Genomic DNA, 25,636 nt, shown 5'->3' with positions numbered 1-25,636 from the left:
TGCTTCAAAGATCACGGCAGTTTTACTCGCTCGCAGTCGCGGACCGGCCAGAATGGCAGCAATGAACAAGGCTCTCAACATTGGCACGATCATCGCTGCGGTACTTGGCTTTGCCGCCAGTCAAGCCTCGGCGGAAACGGCGCATATCCTTTGGAAGGATCTGCGGCCCGCCGCGCAAGCCGTTGCCGAGGACGCGAACCTGCCGATGATCGCGGCAAAATTGCCCGACCATGGCGAGACGCTGTCGCTCAACCTGCAGGGCAGGACCATACAATTAGCCGGCTATTCATTGCCCGTCGATCGCGACGGCGACCTCGTCTACCAGTTCCTGCTGGTGCCATGGACCGGGGCCTGCAGCCACATGCCGACGCCGCCGCCGAACCAGATCGTGCTGGTGACGCCGGCGCATCCGTACAGGATGTCCCAGGCATATGAGCCGGTCGCGGTCACCGGCGTGCTGAAACCCGGCATGGAGAAGAGCCAGCTCTTCATCCTCGACGGCGTGTCGATCGTCCAGTCGGGCTACACGGTGCGCAAGGCCGAGGTAGTACGCGTCGACAGCGTGCCGGACGCTGTCACGCTCCCGGTCAACTCGCCGTGGAATTTTCTCAACAAAAAGAAGAACTAAGCTCGCCGCTCCAATCAAATGCGGAAGGCGGCGAGCGCGACGATCACGCCGCGTTGGCGCCCGATTCCTTGTCCAGCACCATGTAGTCGAGCGGGATTTCGGTCGTATACTTGATCTGCTCCATGGCGAAGGATGACGACACGTCGCGGATCTCGATCTTGGCGATCAGCCGCTTGTAGAAGGCATCGTAGGCGGCGATGTCGGGGACCACCACGCGCAGCAGGTAGTCGACGTCGCCGCTCATGCGGTAGAACTCGACCACCTCCGGGAATTCCTGGATGACCTCGGAAAAACGCCGCAGCCATTCATGGCTGTGCGAATTGGTGCGGATCGACACGAAGACGGTGACACGCACATTGACCTTCTCGTGGTCGAGGATGGCCACTCGCCGCTTGATGACGCCCTCCTCCTCCAGCTTCTGGATACGCCGCCAGCACGGCGTGGTCGACAGGCCGACCTTCTTGGCGACATCGGCGACCGCAAGTGTCGCGTCCTCCTGCAGGAGGCGGAGAATTTTTCTGTCGAGGCGATCCATGGGAAGCTCCAGGGGAATAGTTTCGCTATAATCCCTTTTATCGGAGCCTTTAACAAGAAAGAAATTCTGCCGATGGCGGCAAAAGCGAGTGATTTCTTGCAGGATGCCTAATCGATGCGATAGCGGATTTCCGACCTCAGGAAGGGCAGCAAATCCATTTCAAACCAGGGATTCTTCTTCAGCCAGCCGGTGTTTCGCCAGGATGGATGCGGCAGCGGCAGCACTTTCGGGACGGTCGGTCCATCCCATATGGCGCGCCAATTCCTGACTGTTTCAGTCAGCGACGGCAGCCGCGCCGTGCCCATATGCCAGGCCTGCGCGTAACCGCCGATGGTCAGCACCAGATCGATCCGGGGCATCAGCGCCATCAATGGAGCGCGCCAAGCCGGCGCGCATTCGCGACGCGGCGGCAGGTCGCTACCCTTGGCGTCCTGGCCGGGAAAACAAAAGCCCATCGGGACGATGGCGAATTTCTGGGCGTTGTAGAATTCTTGCGCGCTGACGCCGAGCCAGTTCCTGAGCCGATCTCCCGAAGCATCGGTGAACGGAATGCCCGACAAATGCACCTTGGTTCCCGGCGCCTGTCCGGCAAGCAGGATCCGCGCGGTGGACGATGGCTGCAGGACTGGCCTTGGCTCATGTGGCAAAGGCTGGCCGAGCGGCTGGTCGACGCAGATGCGGCAGGCCCGCACCCTCGCGGTGAGGCGCTCCAATGCTTCGCTCATATCCGGCGGACTATCCAATTGCTGTCGCTCAGGCCGTTGCGCTCGGCCGGCTTGCAAGCGCCGCGTACCAGCGCAGCACGTTCGTGCACTCCTCCGGCACCTTGATGCGGGCAGGCTTCATGAAATCGATGGCGATCATCCCGGTGATGTCGGCGACCGAGTAGGCGTCGCCGGCGGCGAATTCGCGCTGCGCCAATTCATTGTCGAGGAGGTGCAGGAATTCGATTGCCTTCGGCTTGTTGGCCTCGCCCCATTCCGGAATTTGCGGCACTTCCCACTCTTTCATCGCCGGATGGATATGCCGGAACGCGGCGGCGACGCTGACCATGAGGCTCAGTTCCAGGCGTCTTTGCCACATCTCGACTTTTGCTTTGCCAAGCGCGCCCTTGCCGAACAGCGCGGGTTCGGGGTGCAACTCCTCGAAATAGCGGCAAATGGCGATCGATTCGGTGATGACGGTGCCGTCGTCGAGCTCGAGCACCGGCAGCCGCCGCAGCGGATTGCGCTGCGCCACCTGCTCGCCTCGATGCTCCAGCGCGCCCATATCGACCGGCACAAGCGGGACCGTCAGCCCCTTTTCGGCCAGGAAGACGCGCACGCGCCTGGGATTGGGCGCTCGGCCGCCATCGAACAGGTTCATTCCATCCTCCCGGTTTCCCATCCTTCCTGCGTCTTGGCCGATCATAGGGCGCGGGTCCGACCATCACCAGAAGCGAAAAAATTCGCGCACCGCATCGCCCAATGAGGCCAGCGTGCCGTGCTTTCGCTCGACCGGCGCATCGTGATGGCTGTCGCGCCAGTCCCGCGGCTCCTCGAAGGTGCCTGCCCAGATGCCGACCTTCGCCGCTCTCGCCACCGCTTCGTCGGTCTCGAAGTCGCCGAAGGCAACCGCCCATCCTGCCTGCACCTGAGCACGGCTGAGGTCGGTGTCGCCTGCCCTGCAATCGCCGAGCAGGCGGCCGTAGCGGTCACGCTGCCAGCCGCTGCAGGAAACAGGCCTGCCGGCGATCAGCCGCACCAGCGACTGTCGCGCCAGCTTGCCGCAGGCATAGTCGGCGCCGGCTTTCCGGCAAGTCTGCTGATACTCGGGAGCATCGATACCGCGCATGCGGATGCGCTCGGCTCCGAGCGTGATCGAATCGCCGTCATTGACGATCGCGATGCCTTGCTCCTTGCGCGTCTCGAAGCGGTCGAGGCGCGCCGCCACCAGGATCAGCAGCCCTAGCAGCACGATGGCCAGTCCATAGTCCAGCAGCTTGCGCCAGAGGCTTAGCGGCGGACTTGCCGCATAGCGCCGACGCGGTCCTCGCGGCCCGAAACGGCTCATATGGCAAACAGTCTCTTAATCATTCGAACGTAGCTTAACGAACTGACAGTCGCTGCGCGCAGAAATTGAAGTCTGTATGCCTTTGCAACGCTCGAACACAGCGGATAAATTTATTGTGGACCGCCGTAAACCGCACCGCAACAGCGATGTGGCGCGTGCGGTGCGCAAGACGCGCGACCGCCTTTCGCAACAGGCGGGCAGCCTCGACTTCGACCGTGAACTCCTGAAACTGCATGCGCACGCCATGGTGGTCAGCGCGATCGCGATCCCACTGCTCGTGCTTGCCGTGGCGGCCATCGGCCGGCTCGCGGGCCTGGACAACCAAATCGTCATCTGGGCCTTGTCGACACTGCTTTGCTACACGATCGTCGCTTTCATGGCCCGGCGCGTGGAGCGGACGGAAGCAGCCGAACTCGACCCGGTGCAGACGCGTCGCGACTTCCTGATCGGCCATTTCCTGTGCGGCCTTGGCTGGGCGTGGTTCGCCTGGATCGGCTGCGACGCATGCCAGATCGACCAGTTCCATGTGGCCAAGGCCATGGTGATGCTGATCGCCATGGCGACGACCGCCGTGATGGCCTCTTCGCTTGGCGGCGCGCTGTTGGCGACCTTTGCCATTCCCGTTGCCGTTTATGTCTACACCATTATGCGCCTGTGGACGCCGATCGAAGCCACGATGGCGGCGCTCCTCATCGCGGCACTTCCTTTCTTCGGCTACGTCGCGCGTCATCTCAACCGGGCCTCGTTGATGCTGCTCTCGTTCCGTTCGGAGAAGGACGCGCTGATTGCCGAGGTGGAGACGGCAAAATCGATGTCGGACGAGGCAAGGCGGCGCGCCGAGGACGCCAATCTGGCGAAATCGCGCTTTCTCGCGTCGATGAGCCACGAGCTCAGGACCCCGCTCAACGCCATCCTCGGCTTCTCCGAAGTGATGGCCAATGAAGTGCTGGGCCCGATGAACAATCCGACCTACCGCGACTATGCCCATGACGTGCATGAGTCCGGCCAGCACCTGCTCGACCTGATCAACGAAATCCTCGACCTCTCGCGCATCGAGGCCGGCCGCTACCAGCTCAACGAGGAGCCGGTGGTGCTGCTGACGATCGTCGAGGACTGCTGCCACATGATGGAGCTGCGCGCCCGCAACAAGGACATCCGCATCATCCAGGAGTTCGAGGAAACCCTGCCGCGGCTCTTCGCCGACGAGCGCGCCGTCAGGCAGATCACGCTCAACCTCCTGTCCAATTCGATCAAGTTCACGCCCTCCGGCGGTGAAGTGCGCGTGCGCGTCGGCTGGACGGCGGGCGGCGGCCAGTACATTTCGATCAAGGACAACGGCCCGGGCATTCCGGAAGAGGAAATCCCGGTGGTACTTTCGGCCTTCGGCCAGGGCTCGATCGCCATCAAGAGCGCCGAACAGGGAACCGGCCTCGGCCTGCCGATCGTGCAGGGCCTGCTCGCTATGCATGGCGGCGAGTTCGAGCTTCACTCCAAGCTGCGTGAAGGCACTGAAGCGATCGCCATCTTCCCGCTGAGCCGGGTGATGGAGGAACTGCCGGCCCTGCCGACCAAGGCGGTCGCCACGCGCGGGCGCCGCTGAAGCAATTTCCGTCGGTTCTAAAGCCGGACAGCCACCGCCATGCCGGAACTGGTCAACGCCGCGGCCTTGACGATACCGGCGGCGAGAGCGGCCCCTACGCCTTCGCCATGGCTGATCCCAAAACCGAGCAGCGGCCGCAGTCCGAGCGCTTCGGCCGCCTTGGCGTGGCCAGGTTCGGGCGACAGGCTTGCAAGCAGGCAATGATCGAGCGTGCCCGGATTGGCCGCATGCAGAACGGCAGCTGCCGCGGTCGCCGCGAGCCCGTCGAGCAAGACAGGGATCTTCTCCATGCGCGCCGCAAGAATGGCGCCGCAGATCGCCGCAAACTCGCGTCCGCCGACCCGCCGCAAGGCCTCGAGCGGATCGCCCAGACCCGAGCCATGAAACGCCAGCGCCCGGTCCACGACCTCGGCCTTGCGCGCCATCATCGCGGGATCGGCGCCCGACCCCGGCCCGACCCAGTCGCCTCCCTCGCCGCCGAACAGCGCGGCGCACAAGGCAGCGGCGATCGTTGAATTGCCGACCCCGAGATCGCCCAGGCACAGAAGATCGGCGCCGCCGGCGACCGCCTCCATGCCGAAGGCCATGGTTGCGGCGCAGCCGCGCTCGTCGAGCGCGGCTTCCTCGGTGATGTCGCCCGTGGGAATGTCCAATGCGAGGTCGAAGACTTTCAGGCCGAGATCGTTGGCGATGCAGACCTGGTTGATCGCGGCCCCGCCGGCAGCGCAGAGCTCGACTTCATTGGCGGTCGCCGCCACCGGCCGCGGCGAAATGCCGTGCCTGACGGCGCCGTGATTGCCGGCGAAGATCGCCACCAGCGGCCGGTTGATCGCCGGCGGCGCTCGCCCGCTCCAGGCAGCAGCCCAGGCCGCAATGTCCTCGATCCGCCCCAGCGATTCTTTCGGCTTGTCTGCTTTGGCAAAAACCGCGCGGACACGAGCCTCCGCCGCGTGATCGGCGGGCGGCAACGCCGCCAGAAGGCTTCGGAAATCGTCGAAAGGCGTTGCGGTCATTTATGTCGGTCGCGGTTCGTTGCGGAAGTCGCAAGCGGCATAGCCGCCTTCTCCAGCCGGCACAACCGCCTGATGATGCCGCGAAAGCGTTGCCTTGCGGCGCATTGCGGAGGGCTTGCATTGCTCCGGCGGTTGCACCATGTGGAATAAAGGCAAGAGAACAGCATGACCGCCATCGAATCTCCCTGCATCCTGGTCTGTTCGATCGATATGAAAACCGGCTTCTGCTTTGGTTGCGGCCGCACGCGCGACGAGATTTCCGGCTGGCTCACGATGACCCCGGAAACGCGCCGGACGGTGATGGCCGAATTGCCGGCACGGCTCGAAACGGTCGAGCGGCGGCCGCGCCGCGAAACCCGGCGTACCCGCATGGCGCGCGAGCGCGGCGTTTTGTGAGAAAGAACCGATGAACCGGCTGTTCTGGATCGTGATGGCGGTGATCGGCGTCGGGGTCGTGCTGCTCGTGCTCAACAACTCGTCCGGCCGCACCTTCGGCATGAACAACAACGATTTCGGCCGGCTGATCTGGGTCGGCGTGCTGGTGACCGTGATTGGTGCGAGCCTGCTCCGCTCGGGACGGCCGATGGGCGACATGGCGCGCAACCTCGGCGTCTGGGCCGCATTCGTGCTCATGCTGATCGCCGGCTACCAATATCGCTACGAGTTGCAGGACGTGGCGAGCCGCGTGACCGCCGGCCTTGTCCCAGGCAGCCCACTGGCCCTGGGCGTGGAGAATGGCCGCCCGACCGTCACGCTCGACAAAGCCGGCAACGGCCATTTCGAAGCCCGCATCCTGGTCAACGGCACGCCGGTGCGGGCCGTGGTCGACACCGGCGCGACCAGCACCGTGCTGACGTCCGAAGATGCGCAAGCGGCGGGTTTCAACCCGGCGGCGCTCAGCTACAGCGTGGACGTCTCCACCGCCAACGGCATGGCGCGCGCGGCAACCGTCAGGACCGACGAAGTGGCGATCGGCGGCATCGTGCGCAAGGATATGCCGGTGATGGTCGCCGCGCCTGGCATGCTGGAGCAAAGCCTGCTCGGCATGAACTTCATCAGCTCATTGTCGGGCTTCGACGTGCGCGGCGACCGCATGATCTTGCGGGACTAAAGCGACGCGCTTAACCGAAAGTCAGGCCGCCTCGGCGTCCGCCGCCCCGAAATCGATTGCCGCAAACGCGGTCTTCAGCACCTCCGCCCCGGCTCCGGGTTTGTTGGCATCGGTGGAAAGTATCTGCCTGAAGCGGCGCGCGCCGGGCAAGCCGTGGAACAGTCCGACCATATGACGGGTAATGTGGCCGAGCCGCCCGCCCCGTTCGATATGGCGCGCGGCATAGCCAGCCATGGCGTCAATCAGCGCCGCGTAATCGAAGGCGGCGTTTGCCCCGCCATAGAAGGCTGCATCGACGCCGGCGAGGATGCCGGGCGTATGATAGGCCGCGCGGCCGAGCATCGCGCCGTCGACATGACCGAGATGCGCCGACGCCTCGCCGAGCGATTGAATGCCGCCGTTGATGCCGATGAATTCGCTCGGCTTTCTGGCCTTCAACCGGTAGACGCGCGCATAGTCGAGCGGCGGAATATCGCGGTTCTCCTTGGGGCTCAGCCCTTCCAGCCAGGCCTTGCGGGCATGCACCCAGAGCGCGTCGGCGCCCGCGGCGAACACGCCGTCGGCGAGGATGTCGAGAGCAGGCTCGGGGTCCTGATCGTCGACGCCGATGCGGCATTTGACGGTGACGGGGATTTTCACCGAAACTTTCATCGCCGCGACGCACTCGGCGACCAGAGCCGGCGTCTTCATCAGGCAGGCGCCGAACGTTCCCGACTGGACGCGGTCGGACGGGCAGCCGACATTGAGGTTGATCTCGTCATAGCCGAAGGCCTCGCCGATCCGCGCTGCCTCGGCGAGCTTCGACGGATCCGATCCGCCAAGCTGCAGCGCCACCGGATGCTCGACATCGTCAAAACCGAGCAACCGTTCGCGCGCGCCATGGATGACCGCATCCGCCACAACCATCTCGGTGTATAGCAGCGCGCGGCGCGTCAGCCGGCGATGGAAGAACCGGCAATGCCTGTCCGTCCAGTCCATCATGGGCGCCACGGCCAGTCTATGGTCTTGATTTTTCAGCATTTTTTGTTTAACATCAAATCCTTAGAACCTGCCGAGTGCACACAAATTTACGCCAGAATACGACCCTTTTCGCCACGTTTCGATCTCTCACTGCACACTGAGCGCACACGAAAAAATGGCCACGTACACAAAGCTCTCATCCGGCTCCTGGCGTGTCCAAGTTCGTCGCAAGGGTCGCTACGTCAGCGAGACCTTCCTGCGCCGAGACGACGCACGACGCTGGGCAACTGAAACCGAACGCCAAGTCGACCGCGGTGAGACGCCGACCAAGTCCCGCATTGCTCGCCTTAAAACCTTCGGCGAACTTATCGACCTCCATATCGACGACATGTGCGATGTAGGCAAGTCCCCTCGCCGCTCCAAGGCTGCGGCCCTCGATATGCTTCAAAGACACTTGGGGAAGTGCAACGTTGCAGCGCTTGATCGCGAGCGGCTCATTCGCTTTGGTCGCGAGCGCGCCGCCCAAGGCGCCGGACCGATGACTCTTGGCATCGACATCGGCTTTATAAAGCTCATACTGACTCATGCCGCTGCGGTGCACGGCCTGCCCGTCAAAGTCGAACCGGTTGATTTGGCGCGTGTCGCTCTAAAAAGGCTTGGCCTCGTTGGGAAAGGCCATCAGCGCGATAGGCGACCGACCCAAGACGAACTCGACAGGCTCATCGCTCACTTCGATGCAAACGTTCGCCAAATAGCACCGGTTGGCCAGATCATACGCTTCGCAGTCGCAACCGCGATGCGCCAAGAAGAGATTTGCCACGCGCGGTGGTCCGATATGGATGCTCGCACGCGCATGCTGCTCATCCGTGACCGCAAAGACCCCCGTAACAAGGACGGCAACAATCAACGCATACCGTTATTCGGGGCAACTGGGTACGATGCGTGGGCCATTGTTGAGGAGCGGTTGGCAAAGCGAAGCAATGACGATGATCGCATTTTCCCGTTCAACCACAAGTCGGTCGGCACCGCCTTCCGTCGAGGTTGCGGTGACCTAGATATCCGCGACCTTCATTTTCACGATTTGCGGCACGAAGGGACGAGCCGGCTTTTCGAGGCTGGGTTCACCATTGAACAGGTAGCGCTGGTCACAGGGCACAAGGATTGGAAGATGCTGCGACGCTACACGCATCTAAAGCCCGAGATGCTTCATACTATCCACAAGGCGAAGGCTGCATAGTTGAGGCGGGAGGGCCGGAAGCATTAGTCGAGCTGCCCGTTGCGTTGTGTTCGCACAACTAGGGTCGGGCTTCGAAGGAGCAGCGGCTTTGGCCTTGGCGAGGTTCGCTTCTGCTGCCGCAAACTGCTTCAGCGCTTCCATGATAGGGCTGGCCATGAGGTTACGCTTTCGATCCAGACGGCTTGTTGTCTGCCCTCGCGTCTATCAAGACGACGTCCTTGTGGCCCGTCAGCTTCAGTTCGTCCAGTATTGCGTCAACCCTCATCTTCTCATCCAGGCTGAAGTAGATGATGGCCTTGATCCCCCCCTTGGCGTCGCTGGCCGCCTGGTAGATCGGCAGTTGCTTCTCTAGGTTGCGTTTGAGCGAGGTGTTCTTGGCAAGTTTCATCTCAATAAGAGTCTTGTCGAAGGCGCCCCGTGTGATCTTGTAGTCGACCGGCCCTCGGCCGTCGTTGGCCTCGGCGCCGACATCGGATGGCGACCCGAACCAGACCAGCCTTGCCAACACGTGAAGGTCACTCTCCCGCTGGATAGCCTTGCCAGAGTGCCAGAAGATGCGGTGCCCGCCCTTGTTCTCGATAACGTCCTTCAGGTAAGCCAGACGCTGATGGGTCTCTTCGTACGTGCTTCCCGCGATCGCATAGAATGGCGTATAGTTAGCGAGATCCATCTGCAGGAGGCGGACCTGCTCCTCAAAAATCTGGCGTGTGAGCAGCACGCGCTCGGTGCTGATGTCGACAGCCTCATCACCACTCTGCTCTTTTGTTTTGATGTAGTAGTCGACCAAGGCCGGGAATTTGATGATGGTCTTGACTGCTGCTTCGTCACGCTCTTGCTGGCTGGGCTCTCTGTCTTCATGCTTGGCCATGACCCTCTCAAAATAGGCAAAGACCTGTCCCCGAAGCTCGCTGTCGGGGATTGCGGTCGGTATGTTTTCGAAGTCCCGGATCATGTCGGTTCGGTTAATCCAGTTCTCGTCGCGGGTAAGGATGTCCTTCGGGGTAAGTAGGACGTAGTCCTGATCGCGCGCGAGCCAAGGCAGTTCGTACTGCCGGCGCTCCCATGCGCTGGTCTCGTAGTTGAAGCGCGCCTTGTCTACCCACACTTTCCTGCGCAGAGAGGCGTCAATGTGCACCAAGGCAAAGGCCTGCGTATAGCCGCACAGGAAGTCCTTGATGAGGTTGGTGGTGAAGTCGCTGATGTTGTCTCGCCCGACGCCATTCTGGACGAGGCAGACCTTCTCAACGTGGCTTCCCTTTGTGATCTTTTCCTCACCGAAGTCTGCGAAGAGGTCGGCAAGGTTACGGCTGAGCGCGTTCGCGAAGCCTTCCCCCAGCCCGGACCCACCGTTGCCGACAAGCGAGAAACCCAGCCAGTTCTGCCGCACCTCAGAGAAGAAAAACCACGCCGCAATAAGATCCTTGTTGATTCTGCCGGCAATGACCGCGTCGCGAAGGAACTTGATGTACTTCAGAATGTCAGCATGCAGGGCCTGGTAGCGCGCGTCCGGGCTGTGGAATAGCAGGAAGGGGTCGATAAACAGGGGCAGATCATTGATGATCGAGATATTGAATGCCCCGTAGTCGTCAACCTGGTCACGAACTACGCCGAAATACTCGTTGAAATATGTTGCCATTTAACTCCCCCGGGCATGTCGTGGAAAACATACGCTTTATTCTCAGTATTACCATCGTATCGGGACGGTGGCGATGCTGGCCACTACGCCGCCAGCTTTGGCAGTTCCTCCCAATGGGTTGTGAAACTCGGCGATTTACGCTCGAACTTGGTCGCCCATGGCCGCTTCACCCCCATTGCAGCGGGGTAAAGGGCCCCTCGCCCGAACCTGGCATTCACCTGAGCGGTCGCCGCTCGTCCTGGTCCATCGTTGCCAGCATCGAGGTCTACGCCTTCGCGACCGGTACCAGCTCGGTCAGCATGATGCCGGCTTTGGCGTAACGATGACCGTCTCGCCAGGCCGCCGCGGCGGCTTTGGTCGCTGCTGCATCCGCCTTGGTTCAGCCCACCGCCACAAAATTCCGTGCGGAAAACCATATCCGACGAATAATTGGACATATATTTCAGTTGCGATTTTGCCTATGATGAGTTGGGGTTAGGGGTGTGTGAATAGTGGGCGATACTCTCCTTCAACTGGCAGTCGAAATTCCACAAACGTTTCAGCAATTTGTGGACGGCGCGCTTTTACGTCTTCAGGCTCAGCATCCGCACTTGCGGTTTACGGCAACCGAAAGTGGAGTTGAAGTGCAGGGAGTTGCAGCTGCGGCGGCCGACGAGATCAGGAGACAGGTCTCCTATGCCGTCTATCGAGAAAAGGTTTACGCCGAGACCCTGCCCCTGCGGCAGAACTTGATCAATGCAGTCACCGCCAGATGACCGTATGGCCCTTGAAATTCAGGGAAGTGGGCGCGGAACGGATGATCTTCGCCGATGACGCCGGCGGGTACTTCTTCGCAGACCGGCCATTTCTGGACCGATACGCTGCCGGCTCTCTTTGCGAGGCCGACGAGGTGTTTCTGCGCGCGAATGGCCACTCGTTTCAGGAGCAGGGTGATCCTGACTGGATGGGATTTGCCTATCGCTGGACAGCACGTCAGGCCAGGCAACGGACCCTCGACTATCTTATTCTAGTGCCGACGCTGCGCTGCAATCTGACCTGCGATTACTGCCAGGTCTCGCGGGCGCCCGAATCCGCGGCAGGCTTCGACTGGACCGAAGCCACGCTTGACCACGTCCTGCAGCTTATTTCCGCGATGAAGGGACCGCGCGTCAAAATCGAGTTCCAGGGCGGTGAGCCCCTTTTGCGCATCGATATCCTCGAGCGGGTCCGGACCTTCGCCCGGGAACGGTTCCCGGGCAGCCAGTTCGTTGTGTGCACCAATCTCCAACGGCTCGAGGAGCGCGAATGGGCCTTTCTGGAGGCGGAAGACACCTTTCTCAGCACGTCATTGGACGGCGACCCGGCAACACATGAGCGCCAGCGAACTCACACCCCAGCCCTGACCAAAGCCTTTCTCGGCAACCTCAAAGACGCGGTCCAGCGTTTGGGACCCGGCAGAGTCTCGGCGCTGCCCACAATCGACATTGACCGCCCGCCGGACTTTGATGCGCTGGTCGACAGTTTTGAACTGTATGGAATGCAGTCCATCTATCTCCGCCCCATCAACCATCAGGGGTTTGCGCGCAGGCGTAGGGGAGACCCAAACGCCGTTGCCAGATGGAACAGCTTTCATGCGGCCTTTATCGACTATCTGATTGAGCGTAACCATCGCACCGGGCGCTATGTCGAAGAATACTATTTCAGCCAGAGCCTTAGGCGGTTTGTGAGATCGGGCGTCGACGAGCATGTTGACCTGCGCAACCCAAATTTTTTCGCCTCCGACTATCTTGTCGTCGACCACGATGGCCGGCTGTATCCGACCGACGAGGCCCGGATGCTCTCGCGCATCGGTCGCGTCGATCTGTCGGTCGGCGATGTCGCGGCCGGACTCGACCACCAGAAGGTGCAGCTCCTTAACCAGGCGTCACTCAACAACTTCGATCCGGACTGCATTCATTGCGTCTATCAGCCATTCTGCGGAACCGATGTGGTCGACGACCTCTCGCGGACCGGTCGCGTGGATGGACCGCGCAGTGAGACTTGGTTCTGCGGGCGCCACATGGCGCTGTTTGACAAGATCGTCGAGGTCATCCAGCGCAGCGATGAGCCGGCGCGTGCGTCGGTGGCCAGGTGGGCTCGGGTGCCGTCCTGGGGAGATCACATGTTCCCGCGGCTCGCATGATCCCGCTGAGGCTGAAAGTCGACACCGACGCGACGGAGCCATACGTCGCCCGGCTCCGTTCATTCGAGGGGACGTCTCCACGCCCTGATGTGCTTCATCCCCACGATGTGACGCTGGATTTTGTTGATGGTGAGGCGTCTCACTACTCGGGCGCAACCGGCTCCTTGCGCGTCTTTGGGGTAGATCCGTCCGAACTGGACGGGGACACAATGCTGGTGGTGCCGACCCGCAAGACAGCGCACCGTTTGATAAGGGCAAGCTCGCGTCACAACACGCTTCTGGTGACCGAGCGTTGCGACCAGATCTGTGTGATGTGCTCCCAGCCGCCCAAGAAGCACCACGTTGACATGTTTCCGCTGTTCGAGACCGCGGTGCTGCTGGCGCCGGAACACTCGACCATCGGGCTTTCGGGCGGTGAGCCCACGCTTTACAAAGCCAAGCTGTTCGAGTTCCTGCGCCGGACGATGGCAGCAAGACCGGACGTCCACTTCCATATCCTCACCAACGGCCAGCATTTCGACCGCTCCGATCTTCCGGTTCTCAGAGACCTGGACTTGACCCGAGTTCTGTGGGGGATACCGGTCTATTCGAGCGACAGCGCGGTCCACGATGACATCGTCGGCAAACCCGGCGCCTTCGAGCAGCTCAGGCCGAACCTTGCCCTCTTGTGCCAGGTTGGAGCCAGGATAGAGCTTCGCACGGTGCTGACGAAACCCAACGCGCCGGGATTGCTGGACCTTGCAAAGTTGGTGACCACCGCCCTGCCCTTTGTCGAAGTCTGGGCCATCATGCAGCTCGAGAACATCGGCTACGGCCGGAAGAACTGGAGTACCCTGTTCTTCGACAGTTCGACTGGCTTTGATCAGATAGCCAGGGCGCTGGATATCGCTGTGGCACGCGGCGTTCGAACCAAGCTCTACAATTTCCCGCTCTGCACGGTCCCGCGCGCCTACCAGTCTTATGCTCCTTCGACGATCTCGGACTGGAAGCGGTCTTACGTCGAGGAATGTGCTGCCTGCAGTCTGCGCCAGGAGTGCGGCGGCTTTTTCGAATGGCACCCCAAAACGCACGGTTACGGGAGGTTTGGAATCGCATGACGAAACGGATATTTGCCATCCCCTCGTTGCTCGCCGCAGGCTTCATGCCGGCCGAGAGCATCGCTTTGCCGTCCGTCCCTCCGCCAGACGGCGGCAAAGCGAAATCGCTGTTCGATATCTTCAAGCTCGACCACAAATACATCCTGGCCGGCCACAGTAGCCATAGTAGCCATAGCTCCCACAGCAGCCATCGCTCGTCCGCTGGCGGAACCTACTACGTCCCCCCGGCGCCGGCGGCTCCGGTGTACCAGGCGCCCTCCACCACTTACCAACAGCCGGCCCCAGTTGCTCCGGCGCCTCTGGCCACTCTTCCCGGCAATTCCAACAAATTCAAAGACATAGTATTGCAGGTTCAATTCGCGATGTTGGCATACGGTTACTACAATGGCGAGTTGGACGGGAAAATGAGCCCCGAAATGCGGGACGGCCTCACCAGGCTCCAGGCTGATTACAACCTGAAAATCACGGGGACGATCACGCCGGAAACGCTGACTGCATTGAAGATCGTAGCCAACTAGCGACCGATCCCTCTGAGGTGCCATTCCCGGCCGATCATGTTGCCATACTGATGTTCACGGCTGGCCGCCCAAATGAAGCGGCTCGGGATCGCTAAAGGGATGTCAATTTTGGAGGAACCACAACCGATGGCGCCCTGCCGTCAGTGCAGCCTTTCGATCCCAGAGTCAGCCTACACGAATGTTAGCGCCCTGCATTCGCAGACCGACGAGGTCGGCCGCCACCTCTTTGTAACGCCTACAGTCCGCCTGAACGACGAACCGCTCAGGCCGTCCAAGCGGCAGGCTCCCGGCGATTTTCTTCAAGTCGGCAAGGGCCGAAGCGATATGCGGCCAGGGAAAGTCTGTTGGATCGTCGATGTCGCGGTCAGCACCAGCGATGATTTCGAGCTTGGCGACGACGCCGAGAAGTGATCGCGCCTGCACGTGGGGGATTTTGTCTTGAAGCTTCAAGGCAGCAGTCGTGGCCTCGACTTCTGCCTGACAGGCGATCGAATAGCTGACCTTCGTCTCCATCGCGTCAGGGGCGGCAGCGTCGAGAACGCGCCGCTCTAGGCGTTGTTGAAGTCGGCAAAGGACCCGCGAGACATGCTGTGCTCGCAACCAGCCTTGGAGCAGCGCAAGTACCGGGTCCGCACCGTCCAAACGATCGTCCGCGCGCGCCCTCTGCTGTTGCCCTGGCCCGTGCGTGACGGAAGGCAAAGTCGTGCTATTGTCGGAATCAGCCATGATCCGAGCTCCTCAACAGCTTTGGCGTGGCCAGGCCGGATTGGTGTTGCATCACCCTTCCGGCCGCCAAGTGAAACCGAGACTACACACAGTGCATTACCTAAGCAACCAAAATCACCATAAAATGGTGATTTTATGAATCCGGTGCAGTGCCGTATGGCTCGGGCTGCATTAGGATGGGGTGTTTTAGACCTCTCAAAAGAAGCCAAAATATCCACCCAGACGATTGTTCGTTTCGAAAGAGGCGAGACGTTGAAGCAATCGACTGTGGATCTGATAAGAAGCACGTTCGAACGCGCTGGCATTGAATTCATTCCGGAGAATGGCCGTGGCCCTGGCGTTCGTTTGTCTCGCAATCAGAACTGACTTTCTTTTCGCCATCCAACGGGATTGCCGACCCATCGATTGACATCGGATTCGCGCCAGCCCGCCCCGTTTATGCTGATCTTGATCTGGGCCGGGAACGTGCCTTCGGCAATCTTGCGATAGAGGGTCGAGCGGGACAGGCCAGTCCGGTCAAGGACGGTTCTGAGACGTATAATGCGATCCTGCTCGGGCATGCTTGTCATTGGTTGTTGCTGACCTCTGCTGGGACAGAGGGCACACCTATGCTGGACGCAATTAGACTTGGCGCCTCATCCGCCTGTGGCGTGGAAACGGCGGCAAATCGGACGTGTTCAAATCCCAATGCCACGGCCCCTGCCGATGCCATAGCTGAATGCGAGTTCCGCCCCGAGTCGGTGGCCGGAATTGACGTGAATACCAAGCTCGCGCTTGCGGTTGGCAAGCAGGGATTCAAGTTGCGGATCGCGTTCGAGGCTTTTGGCCATGTCGGACATCGCCGAGCGCGTTGACTTGTAGCCGGACATATCGCCGGCCTGATATTGGACCCGGCTCGTCCGATCGAGTTTTTGCCAACGTTCCACAAAACGGTCCGCGCGGCGGCCCGGATCTTTGTCCAGTCCGGTGCGGATTTCGGTTTCAAGCTGGAGCGCCAGCACGATGCGGTTGACGCGGCCCGCCCCCGCTTCATGGACCAGCTCGGGACTCTTGACGTAGGCTGCTTCGGCATCGCGCCAGCCATGCGACCGAACCTTCTCGAAAGCGACGCGGGCATTTCTCAATTCGCGCATCTGCTCCGGACTGCCCTCCCCGTCCGCATTTCCGCTGCGCACGATCGCGTCGATCGCGCGCGCGTGGCGCACAAGCGCCTTCGTGCGAGCGCTGCGCAACGCTCCTTCTGGGTCCGCCGGTACATCCGTATCGCGCTGCGCTCCCCTGACCGAAGCATCACTTTCAGGCGCAGCGCCGCCATTTGCGATTTGCGCCCCGACATTTTCCCTTCCCGGCCTAAGCCCACGGTCTTGGCCGGGCTCGACGTCTACGGGCGAGCGGAATCCGTCCAGCAGGCCATCGATCCGGTCGCGCAGCTTCTCAGGAACGACGCGGCGCACGATCTCGACAACACGCTGCCGGAAGCTGATGCCGCGGCGCTTGGCATAGTGCTGCGCCGGGTCGATCTGGTCGTAGTCAGACGCCATGTCCTTGGCGCGGTCGCGTGACAACGTCCGGACGAGTCGGTCTCGAGTGGCAAAGTCATCGCCGCCGTAATGCAGGTCCATCCAGTCGCGATGCCGCGACAGGGCAACGTAGCTGCCGTGCGCATCCATGCCTGGCGTCGCCAGCACATGGGTGCGGTCGACCGTCATGCCCTGCGCCTTATGGATGGTCGCGGCATAGCCGTGGTCGATGTGGGCATAGTCCTTCAGGTCAAAGCGCACAGACCTGCCGTCGTCGGTTTGAACCGTCATCATCTGGACGCTGACCTCTTCGATCACGCCGAGCGTGCCGTTCTTGACGCCAAGCGACCGCTCGTTGCGCAGGAACATGACCCGGTCGCCGCGGGCAAAATTCCTTGCACCGCGTTCAACATCCACGTGAGCTTCGTCGCCGAGATCTCCAGCCGCGCGCATGCGCTCGCGCGCTGCCTTGTTGAGCGCGCGCACTTCGTCGTTCGTGTGGGTAAGAATGATCCGGCTCGCCTCAGGCTCTGCCTGCCTGTCGCGATCCCAGCGCTCGACGAGATCGCTGCGCGCCTCATCGCGCGAGGCAACCTGATGAACCATGCCTTGCGCGTCATACGCGCCGATCGCAGCGCCAATCCTGCCGGTTGCCAGATCGCGCGTGGCGTCACGCTGCCAGTCCTCCCGCTGCCGGCGCACCTCGCCGATCTCGACGGCGCCGTGGCGTTCGTGGATCGAACGGAATGCAGCACCTGCCTCGATCGCCTGTAACTGCTGCGGATCGCCGACAAGGACGACTTTTGCGCCAGCGTCCGCGGCATGGGAGAGCACGCGCTCCAACTGGCGCGTGCCGATCAAGCCGGCTTCGTCGATGACGAGTACATCACGCGCGGTGAGCCGATCGCGGCCCTGTCCCCAGCTATGTTCCATGCTGGCGATGGTTCGAGACGAGATGCCTGATCCGCTTTCGAGATTTTCGGCCGCAATGCCGGAAAGTGCCGCACCTCGAACCTCGTAGCCTGCTGCTGCCCATGCCTGACGCGCGACGCCGAGCATGGCGCTCTTGCCGGTGCCGGCAAAACCGACGACGACACCAAGGCCGCGGCCATCAGTGATGTGATCCAATGCATCGGTCTGCTCGCCTGAAAGGGCAAGCCCGCCTTGTGTTGCATGCGCCAAAGCCGTTGCACGATCCCGGTCACTCACCGCATGATGTCCCTCCCCGGCCATGCGTTCTGCCGCAAGCTGCAGGCGCTGCTCGGTCTCGATCATTTGCCGGGTGGTGAAGCGGTCTTCGCCGCGACCATCCTTGCCAAGTTCGACAAGGTCGGGCGCTTTGCTGATGGCTCCCATCACCGCGTCGAACTGTTGCATTCCATCGCTGTGGCGATGCGCGAACTTTGCGATGTCCTTTTGGGTGAAGGTAGATTGCTGATGCGTGATGGCATCCAGCGCCACAGATGGATCGGCGATGATGCGCGCACCATTGTTGCGTGCGATCTCGCGATGCAGTTCGGCGCGATCTGCTTCAGTATCGCCAGCGTCAAGGCCACTGCCCTCAATGCGTTGAGCCGGTGCACCAATCTGCGTTTGCGGCTCGAGCGCAATGCCCTGCGCCTCCAGACTGCGATGATCGATGCGGGCGTCGATGTCGAGTTCGGCAAGGCGCTCATTGGCAAGCTCCGCCCATCGCTTGCGCCAGCGCTCGACCAGTTCGGTGCTGTTCCAGTCGCGCACTTTCGGACCAAAGCCGTTCTCGTCCACTGAGCGCATGGTGAGCATGACATGGGCATGTGGTTTCGGACTGCCATCCTCTGCCCTGTCCCAATGCACATTGAGATCCGCGACCATGCCTCGGCTGACAAATTCCGCCTCGACGAAGTCGCGCGCCAGCTCGATGCCTTGCGCCTGGCTCAGTTCGCGCGGCAGGGCGAACTCCACCTCGCGGGCAAGCTGCGCATCCTTCCTCACCTCGAGCGCCTCGACATCGTTCCACAGCCGTTCGCGATCGCTCCAGGCGTCCGGCGCATTCTCCGGCAGCGTCACCTCGGAATGGACGACGCCGCGCTTGGCCGAGAAGTCGTGCGTGCGTTCGATGCGGTCGTCGCGCAGCCGCGAGGCCGAGCGGTAGGCAGCCGACGCCACAGCACTCGAACCTGCCTTGCGGCCAACGACCTTGACGTGAAGATGATAGATCGCCATCGCGACCAGATCATTTGCACGTCAAAGCGCACGTCGGCACGACGTATAAGCGCGCCCTCCCTCGAAAAATTCTCGGGATGGACCAGCCCGTCCCGAGCTGTCTCGGCAACCCTGAAGCCCTCCGGAAGACGCTCCCCTATCATTGCCACATCGACAACCGATGGAGACAGGCATGCGTAAACCACGAGACTTCGACGCGGAACTGCAGGCGCTGGAAGACAAGGCGCGGGAACTCAAAACGCGAAAGGTCCAGCAACTTGGCGAACTGGTGATCGCCACCGGCGCCAATCAACTCAACACCGACGAACTGGCCGGCGCGCTGGTCGCAATCGCTGAAACGAAAGATACAGCAAAGCGTGAGGCATGGGCCAAGCGTGGGGTGATGTTTTTCGAAAGCAGGTCTAGGAGAACTGCTGCGACAACTGGGCGAAACCTGCGTAGCGCTCCAGCGCAACCGGGCAGCACACAATCGGCGGCAAGCGGCAATGGCTCGCAATGACATGCGCACTTGGCAGCTCGAGCGCCGCAAGCGCACCCGACATCTGATCGAGCTCGGGGGGCTCGTCCTCAAGGCCGGCATCGTCGACCTGACCTACGACAACCGCGCCACCATCCTCGGCGCGCTGCTCTGTATCGCCGCCAAGCTGCAGAGCCATGAAGGAGAGCATGCGCGCGACCTATGGTCCGCGAAGGGGAAGCAGGCGTTCGATGCGGAGCGGATGAAAAAGAAAAAGGGCCAGCGAACTTAGCGGTGGTTGGCGAGCGGCGGCCGGTGCAAAGCCACGAACAGCGGAGTCCGTCCGCGCTGCGCTAGAACGCGAGTCTGCGTCCTAAGTTGTTAGACTAAGCGACCGTCCAGCGGAAGTCTTGTTCGTCGATCCACATGCGATGAAGTGTGACCGCCATTCTTCGAGCAAGCGCTACCTTGGCACGTCGAACACCCTGACGATCGGCAATCTTCATGGCCCAGGCCTTCATGCTCGACCAGCGGGTCGTCGGACGAAGAATGACGTTGGCCGCCTCGAACAACGCCGTTCGCGTCTCGCCGTCGCCGACTTTCGTGATGCGACCGACCCTGTCGACTTCTCCGGACTGGTATCGTCGCGGAGTGAGGCCGAGATAGGCGCCAACGGATCTGGATCGCCGGAAGCGCTTGGGGTCATCGATCGTCGCCCTGTAGGTGAGTGCTGTCACGGGTCCAATGCCAGGCATGGTCACGAGGCGTCGGCAGGTTGGATCCGCACGAACTGCCCTGAGAACGAGGCGGTGTAGATCGGCCAGGCTCTCGCGCAGGCTCTTGTGTAGCCGCAGGAGAGGCTCAAAGATCGAGAGCAACAACCTGTCTGTTCCGATCAGCTGGCGGACCTTGGCGTCGAACCGAACGCGCGTCACTGCCCCGACCTTAAGCCCCAACGGCCGCAAAAGCCCGCGGATGACCTGCTCGTTGCCGGTCAATGCTCGCACGGCCGCCTTCCGCGCCGCCGTCAGGGTGCGCAGCCGCTGGCCGACCGCGGACTTCAGATGAACGGCCTTGAACCAACCCGTGCGGACGATTTGCCCGATGCCCTGCGCGTCAGTCCGGTCCGTCTTGACGGTCATCGCGCTCAGCGCCGCTTTGACATGCCGGCTCTCCAGGCAGACGACGGGGAAGCCTTCGTCTACAAGATGCCCGCCAATCCATTCCGACGTCGCACCGGCTTCCAAACCAACGCGGACGAGACCATCCCGCCATCGGTCAAGAGCAGCCTTTACGGCCTCGGGGTCACCGAGCACCTTCCCCTGCCACAGCATCTCGCCAGTCTCGCCAACGACGCAAATGGCTACCGCGTCGAGAGAGATATCCAGTCCTGCATAAACGCCCATGCCGATCTCCTCTTGCCAGGTCGGCTCAGAGCATCAGGCGAACGCCGTCATTCCGAAAGGGGTCGGGCATTCAGCGAGCTGAACCGAATACCCCATCTCTTCAGAAAAGCGGCTGCGCTTCATGTCCTGGTCCTCTCGATGGGGCCAGAACGAACTTCAAACCGGATTAGATCAGAGGGGCAAGGTCAGACTCTTTGCGCCACTTCCACGGCGATACTTAGAATGGACTTTCGATCCATGTGCGGGATACAGGACGGCAAAGGGCAGGGTTTGGGTGTCAGCTGCGGCTGAATGCTACCCAGCTTCATCCCTCAGCCATGCAACCCAACATCATCTCGGCCTGAGAAGCGATTTGCTGCCCATCTGCCTCGATGCCGCGCCTCAAGGGTGTTGCTTGTTCTTAGATGCGGTAGTTGACGCCAAGTTGGCGAAAGTCCTTGCCCTTGCTTGCATCTCCTCCAAGCTTTCGAGTAAGGACGCGGCCTCGGATATACAGCGTGCCAAAGCACCGCGAAGCTGTTCGCCTTCGGGTTTCAGCGCCGAATCCAAGAGATCCAGTGATCTGTGGATACTCTCGGTTCGGCGCGTCAAGTCAGCCAGGTGCTCACCTACCAATTTGGTTTCTAAATCGAAAAACGCAGCCTGATCACGGAACGGCTCCGGCTGACCACTCCCAACCCGGAGCCGGTCGACCTCTTCCCTCGATCGTTCTATAAGGAGCATGTCCTCGCTCAGTTCGCGGGGTAGTTGGACGTTTTTTTCTCCGGTTCGCCACACATTCGTGCAAGGCACGTCGGCTGAAAGATATTGAAAGCGGTCCGGTGACGGCGTCGGTCCCTTCATGAACACTGCGACGAAGTCGTTCCAGATGTCCCCGGCGCGCTCTGCGATGAAGGACTCGACCAAGTGTAGGTCACAGCCGTTTCTCCGGGCCCAAAGCTCCAGTGCTTGTCCGCAATCCGGATAGAACCGCCAGTTGTCCGTTGGGAAGCGATGGTAGGTCCCGTTCGACGGTGCATTGATATAGATGACGGCGCCCGGCTTCGCTATCCTCGCCATTTCGAGAAACGTCTGCCAGAAGAAGGTATCGTGCTCGAAGACCGAACTCGCCACGACGACGTCGGCCGACTCCGCCGCGACCGGCAGTGGCTCCTCGGCGCTTGTGACGACATCAACGCCGGGACCTGGTTCAACATCCAGGCCGATGTAGGCGGCGCAACCCGGGCAAACTTCGCGCAACGCGCCATTCACATCTCGGGCCCCAATCTCCACGATCACTGATCGGTCATGGACGTACATCGCGAAGAAGCGACGCGCGATATCGCGTGCTGTGTCGTGCATGCCGAGGATGCCTCGTCGGTTGCTACGCAGAAATAACGACCGGTCTTTCCCTAGGCCTGTGTGAACGCCCTTGGCTCTACGCCAATGCTGAATAGAAATTCGCAGTCCCGTCCCAGGCTGCCGCTTCCGACCAGCCGAGGACCTCGTGATCCACCTCACTCGTGTTCATTCGGGCAATTGGCTCCGAAAAATCCGCTTGCTTGAGCAGATTGAGCCTACAGTCCCAACCCAGCCGCTCACGCATTGCCACAGCGAACCGTTCGGCGAACGCGCCCTGCGTCTCCACGTAACCCATAGGACCAATCTTCCCCGAACCGCGGGTCTCGATCGTTTCGGCGACGAAGCGCGCGTATACAAGCCCCAGCAGGTCCACGTGGATGTTGTCCCGAACGTAGCGCGGCGCGCGCACCTCCGCGATTTCTCCGTTTCGCCAGCATTTGATCATGTAGGCGCAAAAACGTGGCTCCTCGAATGGTCCGAACGGATTCGGGATCACGAACTTGCCGTAGGGCACGCCGTAGTGGCCGCACCAGTGACGGATGATCTCGGATGTCAGCCCTTTGGAGAGACCGTATGGAGAGAATGCCCGCAGGGGTAGATTGCCCGCACCCTCATTGGCCTCGAACACAGTCCCGGTGGAGACGACGCCTCGCAGGCCGTTTGCAAGCATTACTTCCAGCACCTTGCGGATATTGTTGGTGTTTTCCCCAACGGCTCCAATCACATCGAATTCCAGGCTGCGATAGTCGCCAACACGCGAAGCGTGATGGCACAGCACATCGAAAGCGCTCGCCTTGACTAGCTCCAGGAACTTCGGTTCGCCGAACGAGCATTCCGGGATGATCTCAGCGACGTGCGCCAGCTGCTCAACCCGATTCCGGCGCACACCGGAATAGGCAGACGGAGAACCTCGCAGCGGAGCGATGACGTCGAAGCCCGCTGCAGCCAGCTTGGCTGCGAACCAATACCCCGTGAACGAACTCGCTCCTGTGAGGACGACCCGCATCAGCGCCCTCCGAAATGCCCAACACCGTGAAACGCATGGTCGAACTCCGGCCAGGTGGAGTCCTTCGGAGAGATCACAGTTGGCTCGATCGGCCATTCGATCGCGAAGCGTGGATCGTTCCAGCGAATGCCTCGCTCGGTTTCGGGAGCATAGAATTCGCTGACCATGTAGAGCGCCTCGGTATCGTCGGCGAGGGTGAGAAAGGCATGCGCGAAGCCTTTCGGGACATACATCGACAGACGGTTGTCCTCGTTGAGTTCCGCGCCGAACCATTGGCCAAAAGACGATGAACCCGGACGCAGATCCAGAATGACATCCCACAGCGCACCCCGAACGCAGCGGACGACCTTGACTTCCGCATGCGGAGGCAGCTGGTAGTGGAGACCCCGCAATGTTCCCTTTTTGGCCGAGAGGGAGTTGTTGACCTGGACGAAGTTCGAGACGAGTTCCTGCTGGGCGAATTCGTTCTGGCAGAACGCGCGCGCAAAAAAGCCCCGGTCGTCGCCACGCTTCTCGAGCCCAACCGTAAACGCCCCTGACAATGGGGCCGCTTGGAAGATCATGCTGCTTCCTCCGACGCGCGTGGCAACCACCGCAGATCGCGGGTCAGCCGACCAGCCGCAATATGGGCTTCCAGCATCTTCAGCCGGATGAAAGGCGAGTTGCGGAAATCGGGATCGGCAAAATTCATGCGCCTAAGCCCAGCTGCGAGCATCTCGATCGATTGGCGCAATGTCACCTGCGGCTGGTGTGCGTTGGCTAAGGAGGCGAACAGCGAAAAATCGACCTGGTAGGACCGATTGTCCGGCTGTGCGGCGCGGTTGATGCTCACTGACGTGCCTGGGATGACTTCGGCCACCGCAGCAGCGAGGTCCTTGACTTGGTAGTTCCGATCGTTCGAGCCGACATTCACGGCTAGGAAGGCCCCGCCTTCGTCCGCCTTGCGCGTCGCCGCCCACTCGATTGCCCGCGCCATGTCTCGGACGTCGATGAGTGGCCGCCACGGGCTTCCATCTGAAAGGACCGTGATCGTGCCAAGTGCCAACGCACACGCCACGAAGTCGTTGAGTACGAGATCGAGGCGCAGGCGGTCCGACATGCCGCAGGCGGTGGCGAACCGAAGGCAAGTGACGATCATCCTGTCCGAGCTGAGGCCCGCCAGCTCTTTCTCGACGGCAACCTTCGAGCGCGCATACGCGGTCTGGGGATTGATGTCGTCCGATTCCGTCCGAGGAGCGCCCGGCGCAAAGCCGTACACGCTGCAGCTCGAGGCGAATACGAAATGAGACACCCCGGCTGCCCGAGCCTTTTCGGCCAGGGCGATGCTGGCGCGATGGTTTACGTCTGCAGTCACCTGCTCGAACTGATGCCCCATGGGGTCGTTTGACACCGCGGCAAGATGTACGACAGCGTCAACACCCTCCAGCACCTTGTCGGGGATTTCGCGCACGTCGCCGAAATGCTGCTCGTCGAGAATGCGTTCCGGAAGAATGGACGCCCCCGTCGTCGACAAGGCGAAGTACGCGTTGTCGAACCCAAGAAGCCTTGCGTCTGCCCGCACGTGTCGTAAGTGACGCGCGACGATCGGTCCGATGTAACCCAGATTGCCCGTGATCAAGATTTTCATGCTGCTGTCCTCGGGCGAGCGTTGGTCATTTCCCAAACCTTCCAGGGTGCCTTGCCAGATAGCCAGAGTTCTTCGAGATATCTTTTGTCGCGCAGCGTATCCATCGGCTGCCAGAAACCGCGATGGAAATACATGTCCAGCTGGCGCTCCTTCGCGAGCCGTTCCAGCGGCTCCCGTTCCCAGACGGTGGCGTCGCCTTCGATGTAGCGGCCAACTTTGGGCGATAGCACGAAGAACCCGCCATTGATCCAACCGCCATCTCCTTGCGGTTTTTCCTGGAATCCGATTACCCGGTTCCCCTCGTAACGGATCGCGCCAAATCGGCCGGGCGGCTGGGTGCCTGTCACCGTGGCCAGCCGACCGCTGGCCCGGTGCTGCGCTATGAGCTTAGTCACGTCGACGTCCGCCACCCCGTCGCCATAGGTCAGGCAGAACGCATCGTCATCGCCAACGTAATTCAGGATGCGCTTGATGCGGCCGCCGATCTGGGTGTCTTCGCCTGTTTCAACCAGCGTCACCGTCCATGGCTCCACTTCGGCCTTGTGAATCGTGGTCGAGTTGTTCCTCATGTCGAAAGTGACATCCGACGAATGGATGAAGTAGTTTGCGAAGTACTCCTTAATAACGTACCCTTTGTAGCCCAAGCAGACTATGAAGTCGGTTATTCCGTGCGCGGCATATATCTTCATGATATGCCACAATATCGGTCGATCACCGATCTCGACCATCGGCTTGGGCCGTGTCGCCGTTTCTTCGGATAGCCGAGTCCCTAATCCGCCGGCCAGAATAACTGCCTTCAT

Annotated in this window: 28 protein-coding genes; 11 read left to right on the top strand and 17 right to left on the bottom strand. The window is 61.2% G+C overall.

The features are described from left to right. Window positions 1–61: 61 nt before the first annotated feature. On the top strand, window positions 62–628 hold the full coding sequence (locus tag RFM98_RS25205) for a DUF3299 domain-containing protein (protein WP_320311330.1): 567 nt from the start codon (window positions 62–64) through the stop codon (window positions 626–628). A 43-nt stretch (window positions 629–671) separates the two neighbouring features. Here RFM98_RS25205 and RFM98_RS25200 read toward each other — a convergent pair whose 3' ends face one another. The 4 genes from RFM98_RS25200 to RFM98_RS25185 form a co-directional block, all read right to left on the bottom strand. Continuing rightward, window positions 672–1,163, bottom strand: a complete 492-nt coding sequence (locus tag RFM98_RS25200; RefSeq protein WP_006205209.1) for an Lrp/AsnC family transcriptional regulator — start codon at window positions 1,161–1,163, stop codon at window positions 672–674. A 107-nt stretch (window positions 1,164–1,270) separates the two neighbouring features. Further along, entirely contained in the window at window positions 1,271–1,888 is a 618-nt protein-coding gene (locus RFM98_RS25195) for a uracil-DNA glycosylase family protein (protein WP_320311329.1), read from the bottom strand. Between the two features lie 28 nt (window positions 1,889–1,916). Next, window positions 1,917–2,528 carry a glutathione S-transferase gene (locus RFM98_RS25190; protein ID WP_320311328.1) on the bottom strand — a complete coding sequence of 204 codons (612 nt, stop codon included), beginning with the start codon at window positions 2,526–2,528 and terminating at the stop codon, window positions 1,917–1,919. 63 nt (window positions 2,529–2,591) lie between these two features. Further along, window positions 2,592–3,215, bottom strand: coding sequence for a thermonuclease family protein (locus tag RFM98_RS25185; RefSeq protein ID WP_320311327.1), 624 nt, complete (start codon window positions 3,213–3,215; stop codon window positions 2,592–2,594). Between the two features lie 76 nt (window positions 3,216–3,291). Between RFM98_RS25185 and RFM98_RS25180 the strand changes: the two genes are divergently transcribed. Continuing rightward, window positions 3,292–4,815, top strand: coding sequence for a sensor histidine kinase (locus RFM98_RS25180; protein WP_320311326.1), 1,524 nt, complete (start codon window positions 3,292–3,294; stop codon window positions 4,813–4,815). Between the two features lie 17 nt (window positions 4,816–4,832). On the opposite strand, the gene RFM98_RS25175 is transcribed toward RFM98_RS25180, so the two are convergent. Continuing rightward, on the bottom strand, window positions 4,833–5,828 hold the full coding sequence (locus tag RFM98_RS25175) for a nicotinate-nucleotide--dimethylbenzimidazole phosphoribosyltransferase (protein ID WP_320311325.1): 996 nt from the start codon (window positions 5,826–5,828) through the stop codon (window positions 4,833–4,835). Between the two features lie 165 nt (window positions 5,829–5,993). On the opposite strand from RFM98_RS25175, the gene RFM98_RS25170 reads away from it, so the two are divergent. Next, window positions 5,994–6,224, top strand: a complete 231-nt coding sequence (locus RFM98_RS25170; protein WP_320216018.1) for a DUF1289 domain-containing protein — start codon at window positions 5,994–5,996, stop codon at window positions 6,222–6,224. A gap of 10 nt (window positions 6,225–6,234) precedes the next feature. Then, window positions 6,235–6,939, top strand: a complete 705-nt coding sequence (locus RFM98_RS25165) for a TIGR02281 family clan AA aspartic protease (RefSeq protein ID WP_320311324.1) — start codon at window positions 6,235–6,237, stop codon at window positions 6,937–6,939. 21 nt (window positions 6,940–6,960) lie between these two features. Here RFM98_RS25165 and dusA read toward each other — a convergent pair whose 3' ends face one another. After that, window positions 6,961–7,959, bottom strand: a complete 999-nt coding sequence (gene dusA / locus RFM98_RS25160) for a tRNA dihydrouridine(20/20a) synthase DusA (protein ID WP_320311323.1) — start codon at window positions 7,957–7,959, stop codon at window positions 6,961–6,963. A gap of 115 nt (window positions 7,960–8,074) precedes the next feature. On the opposite strand from dusA, the gene RFM98_RS25155 reads away from it, so the two are divergent. After that, window positions 8,075–9,136 (top strand): tyrosine-type recombinase/integrase, encoded by a 1,062-nt coding sequence (locus RFM98_RS25155; protein ID WP_320311322.1) that lies wholly within the window; start codon window positions 8,075–8,077, stop codon window positions 9,134–9,136. A 160-nt stretch (window positions 9,137–9,296) separates the two neighbouring features. On the opposite strand, the gene RFM98_RS25150 is transcribed toward RFM98_RS25155, so the two are convergent. Both RFM98_RS25150 and RFM98_RS31435 read right to left on the bottom strand, forming a co-directional pair. Beyond that, the gene (locus RFM98_RS25150) at window positions 9,297–10,772 is read right to left on the bottom strand and encodes a DUF8370 family protein (protein WP_320311321.1); all 1,476 of its coding nucleotides are present in this window, start codon (window positions 10,770–10,772) and stop codon (window positions 9,297–9,299) included. Between the two features lie 83 nt (window positions 10,773–10,855). Then, entirely contained in the window at window positions 10,856–11,188 is a 333-nt protein-coding gene (locus RFM98_RS31435) for a DUF4113 domain-containing protein (RefSeq protein WP_430682346.1), read from the bottom strand. 75 nt (window positions 11,189–11,263) lie between these two features. Here RFM98_RS31435 and RFM98_RS25145 point away from each other — a divergent pair, with 75 nt between their 5' ends. Genes RFM98_RS25145 through hxsA form a run of 4 tightly spaced genes read left to right on the top strand, consistent with a single transcriptional unit; the run spans window position 11,264 to window position 14,548 of the window. Then, window positions 11,264–11,527: a hypothetical protein gene (locus RFM98_RS25145; protein ID WP_320311320.1), complete on the top strand. Its 264-nt coding sequence runs from the start codon at window positions 11,264–11,266 to the stop codon at window positions 11,525–11,527. Next, window positions 11,524–12,933 carry a His-Xaa-Ser system radical SAM maturase HxsB gene (hxsB, locus tag RFM98_RS25140; protein ID WP_320311319.1) on the top strand — a complete coding sequence of 470 codons (1,410 nt, stop codon included), beginning with the start codon at window positions 11,524–11,526 and terminating at the stop codon, window positions 12,931–12,933. Before RFM98_RS25145 ends, hxsB begins: the two co-directional genes overlap by 4 nt. After that, on the top strand, window positions 12,930–14,030 hold the full coding sequence (hxsC, locus tag RFM98_RS25135) for a His-Xaa-Ser system radical SAM maturase HxsC (RefSeq protein WP_320311318.1): 1,101 nt from the start codon (window positions 12,930–12,932) through the stop codon (window positions 14,028–14,030). The genes hxsB and hxsC overlap by 4 nt, the downstream gene beginning before the upstream one ends. Continuing rightward, window positions 14,027–14,548, top strand: a complete 522-nt coding sequence (gene hxsA, locus RFM98_RS25130; RefSeq protein ID WP_320311317.1) for a His-Xaa-Ser repeat protein HxsA — start codon at window positions 14,027–14,029, stop codon at window positions 14,546–14,548. Before hxsC ends, hxsA begins: the two co-directional genes overlap by 4 nt. A 165-nt stretch (window positions 14,549–14,713) precedes the next feature. Here hxsA and RFM98_RS25125 read toward each other — a convergent pair whose 3' ends face one another. The 3 genes from RFM98_RS25125 to traA form a co-directional block, all read right to left on the bottom strand. After that, window positions 14,714–15,274 carry a hypothetical protein gene (locus tag RFM98_RS25125; protein WP_320311316.1) on the bottom strand — a complete coding sequence of 187 codons (561 nt, stop codon included), beginning with the start codon at window positions 15,272–15,274 and terminating at the stop codon, window positions 14,714–14,716. A gap of 356 nt (window positions 15,275–15,630) precedes the next feature. Further along, window positions 15,631–15,834, bottom strand: coding sequence for a helix-turn-helix transcriptional regulator (locus RFM98_RS25115; RefSeq protein WP_320311371.1), 204 nt, complete (start codon window positions 15,832–15,834; stop codon window positions 15,631–15,633). Between the two features lie 117 nt (window positions 15,835–15,951). Next, window positions 15,952–18,999 carry a Ti-type conjugative transfer relaxase TraA gene (traA, locus tag RFM98_RS25110; protein ID WP_320311314.1) on the bottom strand — a complete coding sequence of 1,016 codons (3,048 nt, stop codon included), beginning with the start codon at window positions 18,997–18,999 and terminating at the stop codon, window positions 15,952–15,954. A gap of 172 nt (window positions 19,000–19,171) precedes the next feature. On the opposite strand from traA, the gene RFM98_RS25105 reads away from it, so the two are divergent. Both RFM98_RS25105 and RFM98_RS25100 read left to right on the top strand, forming a co-directional pair. Then, on the top strand, window positions 19,172–19,498 hold the full coding sequence (locus tag RFM98_RS25105) for a conjugal transfer protein TraD (protein ID WP_320311313.1): 327 nt from the start codon (window positions 19,172–19,174) through the stop codon (window positions 19,496–19,498). Between the two features lies 1 nt (window position 19,499). Then, window positions 19,500–19,748: a conjugal transfer protein TraD gene (locus RFM98_RS25100; protein WP_320311370.1), complete on the top strand. Its 249-nt coding sequence runs from the start codon at window positions 19,500–19,502 to the stop codon at window positions 19,746–19,748. A gap of 94 nt (window positions 19,749–19,842) precedes the next feature. Here the strand turns inward: RFM98_RS25100 and RFM98_RS25095 are convergent, their stop codons facing one another. The 6 genes from RFM98_RS25095 to rfbF all read right to left on the bottom strand — a co-directional run bounded on the left by RFM98_RS25095 (window position 19,843) and on the right by rfbF (window position 25,636). Further along, window positions 19,843–20,862 (bottom strand): IS110 family RNA-guided transposase, encoded by a 1,020-nt coding sequence (locus tag RFM98_RS25095; RefSeq protein ID WP_320311312.1) that lies wholly within the window; start codon window positions 20,860–20,862, stop codon window positions 19,843–19,845. A 381-nt stretch (window positions 20,863–21,243) separates the two neighbouring features. Next, entirely contained in the window at window positions 21,244–22,203 is a 960-nt protein-coding gene (locus RFM98_RS25090; protein ID WP_320311311.1) for a methyltransferase domain-containing protein, read from the bottom strand. A 76-nt stretch (window positions 22,204–22,279) separates the two neighbouring features. After that, the gene (locus RFM98_RS25085) at window positions 22,280–23,209 is read right to left on the bottom strand and encodes an NAD-dependent epimerase/dehydratase family protein (RefSeq protein ID WP_320311310.1); all 930 of its coding nucleotides are present in this window, start codon (window positions 23,207–23,209) and stop codon (window positions 22,280–22,282) included. Next, window positions 23,209–23,772, bottom strand: a complete 564-nt coding sequence (gene rfbC, locus RFM98_RS25080; protein ID WP_320311309.1) for a dTDP-4-dehydrorhamnose 3,5-epimerase — start codon at window positions 23,770–23,772, stop codon at window positions 23,209–23,211. The genes RFM98_RS25085 and rfbC overlap by 1 nt, the downstream gene beginning before the upstream one ends. Then, window positions 23,769–24,836, bottom strand: coding sequence for an NAD-dependent epimerase/dehydratase family protein (locus RFM98_RS25075; protein ID WP_320311308.1), 1,068 nt, complete (start codon window positions 24,834–24,836; stop codon window positions 23,769–23,771). Before RFM98_RS25075 ends, rfbC begins: the two co-directional genes overlap by 4 nt. Further along, window positions 24,833–25,636, bottom strand: a complete 804-nt coding sequence (gene rfbF / locus RFM98_RS25070; protein WP_320311307.1) for a glucose-1-phosphate cytidylyltransferase — start codon at window positions 25,634–25,636, stop codon at window positions 24,833–24,835. The genes RFM98_RS25075 and rfbF overlap by 4 nt, the downstream gene beginning before the upstream one ends.

Source organism: Mesorhizobium australafricanum (assembly GCF_033977265.1).
GTDB classification, from domain to species: Bacteria; Pseudomonadota; Alphaproteobacteria; order Rhizobiales; family Rhizobiaceae; genus Mesorhizobium; species Mesorhizobium australafricanum.
This window is presented reverse-complemented; position numbering and strand designations above follow the sequence as displayed.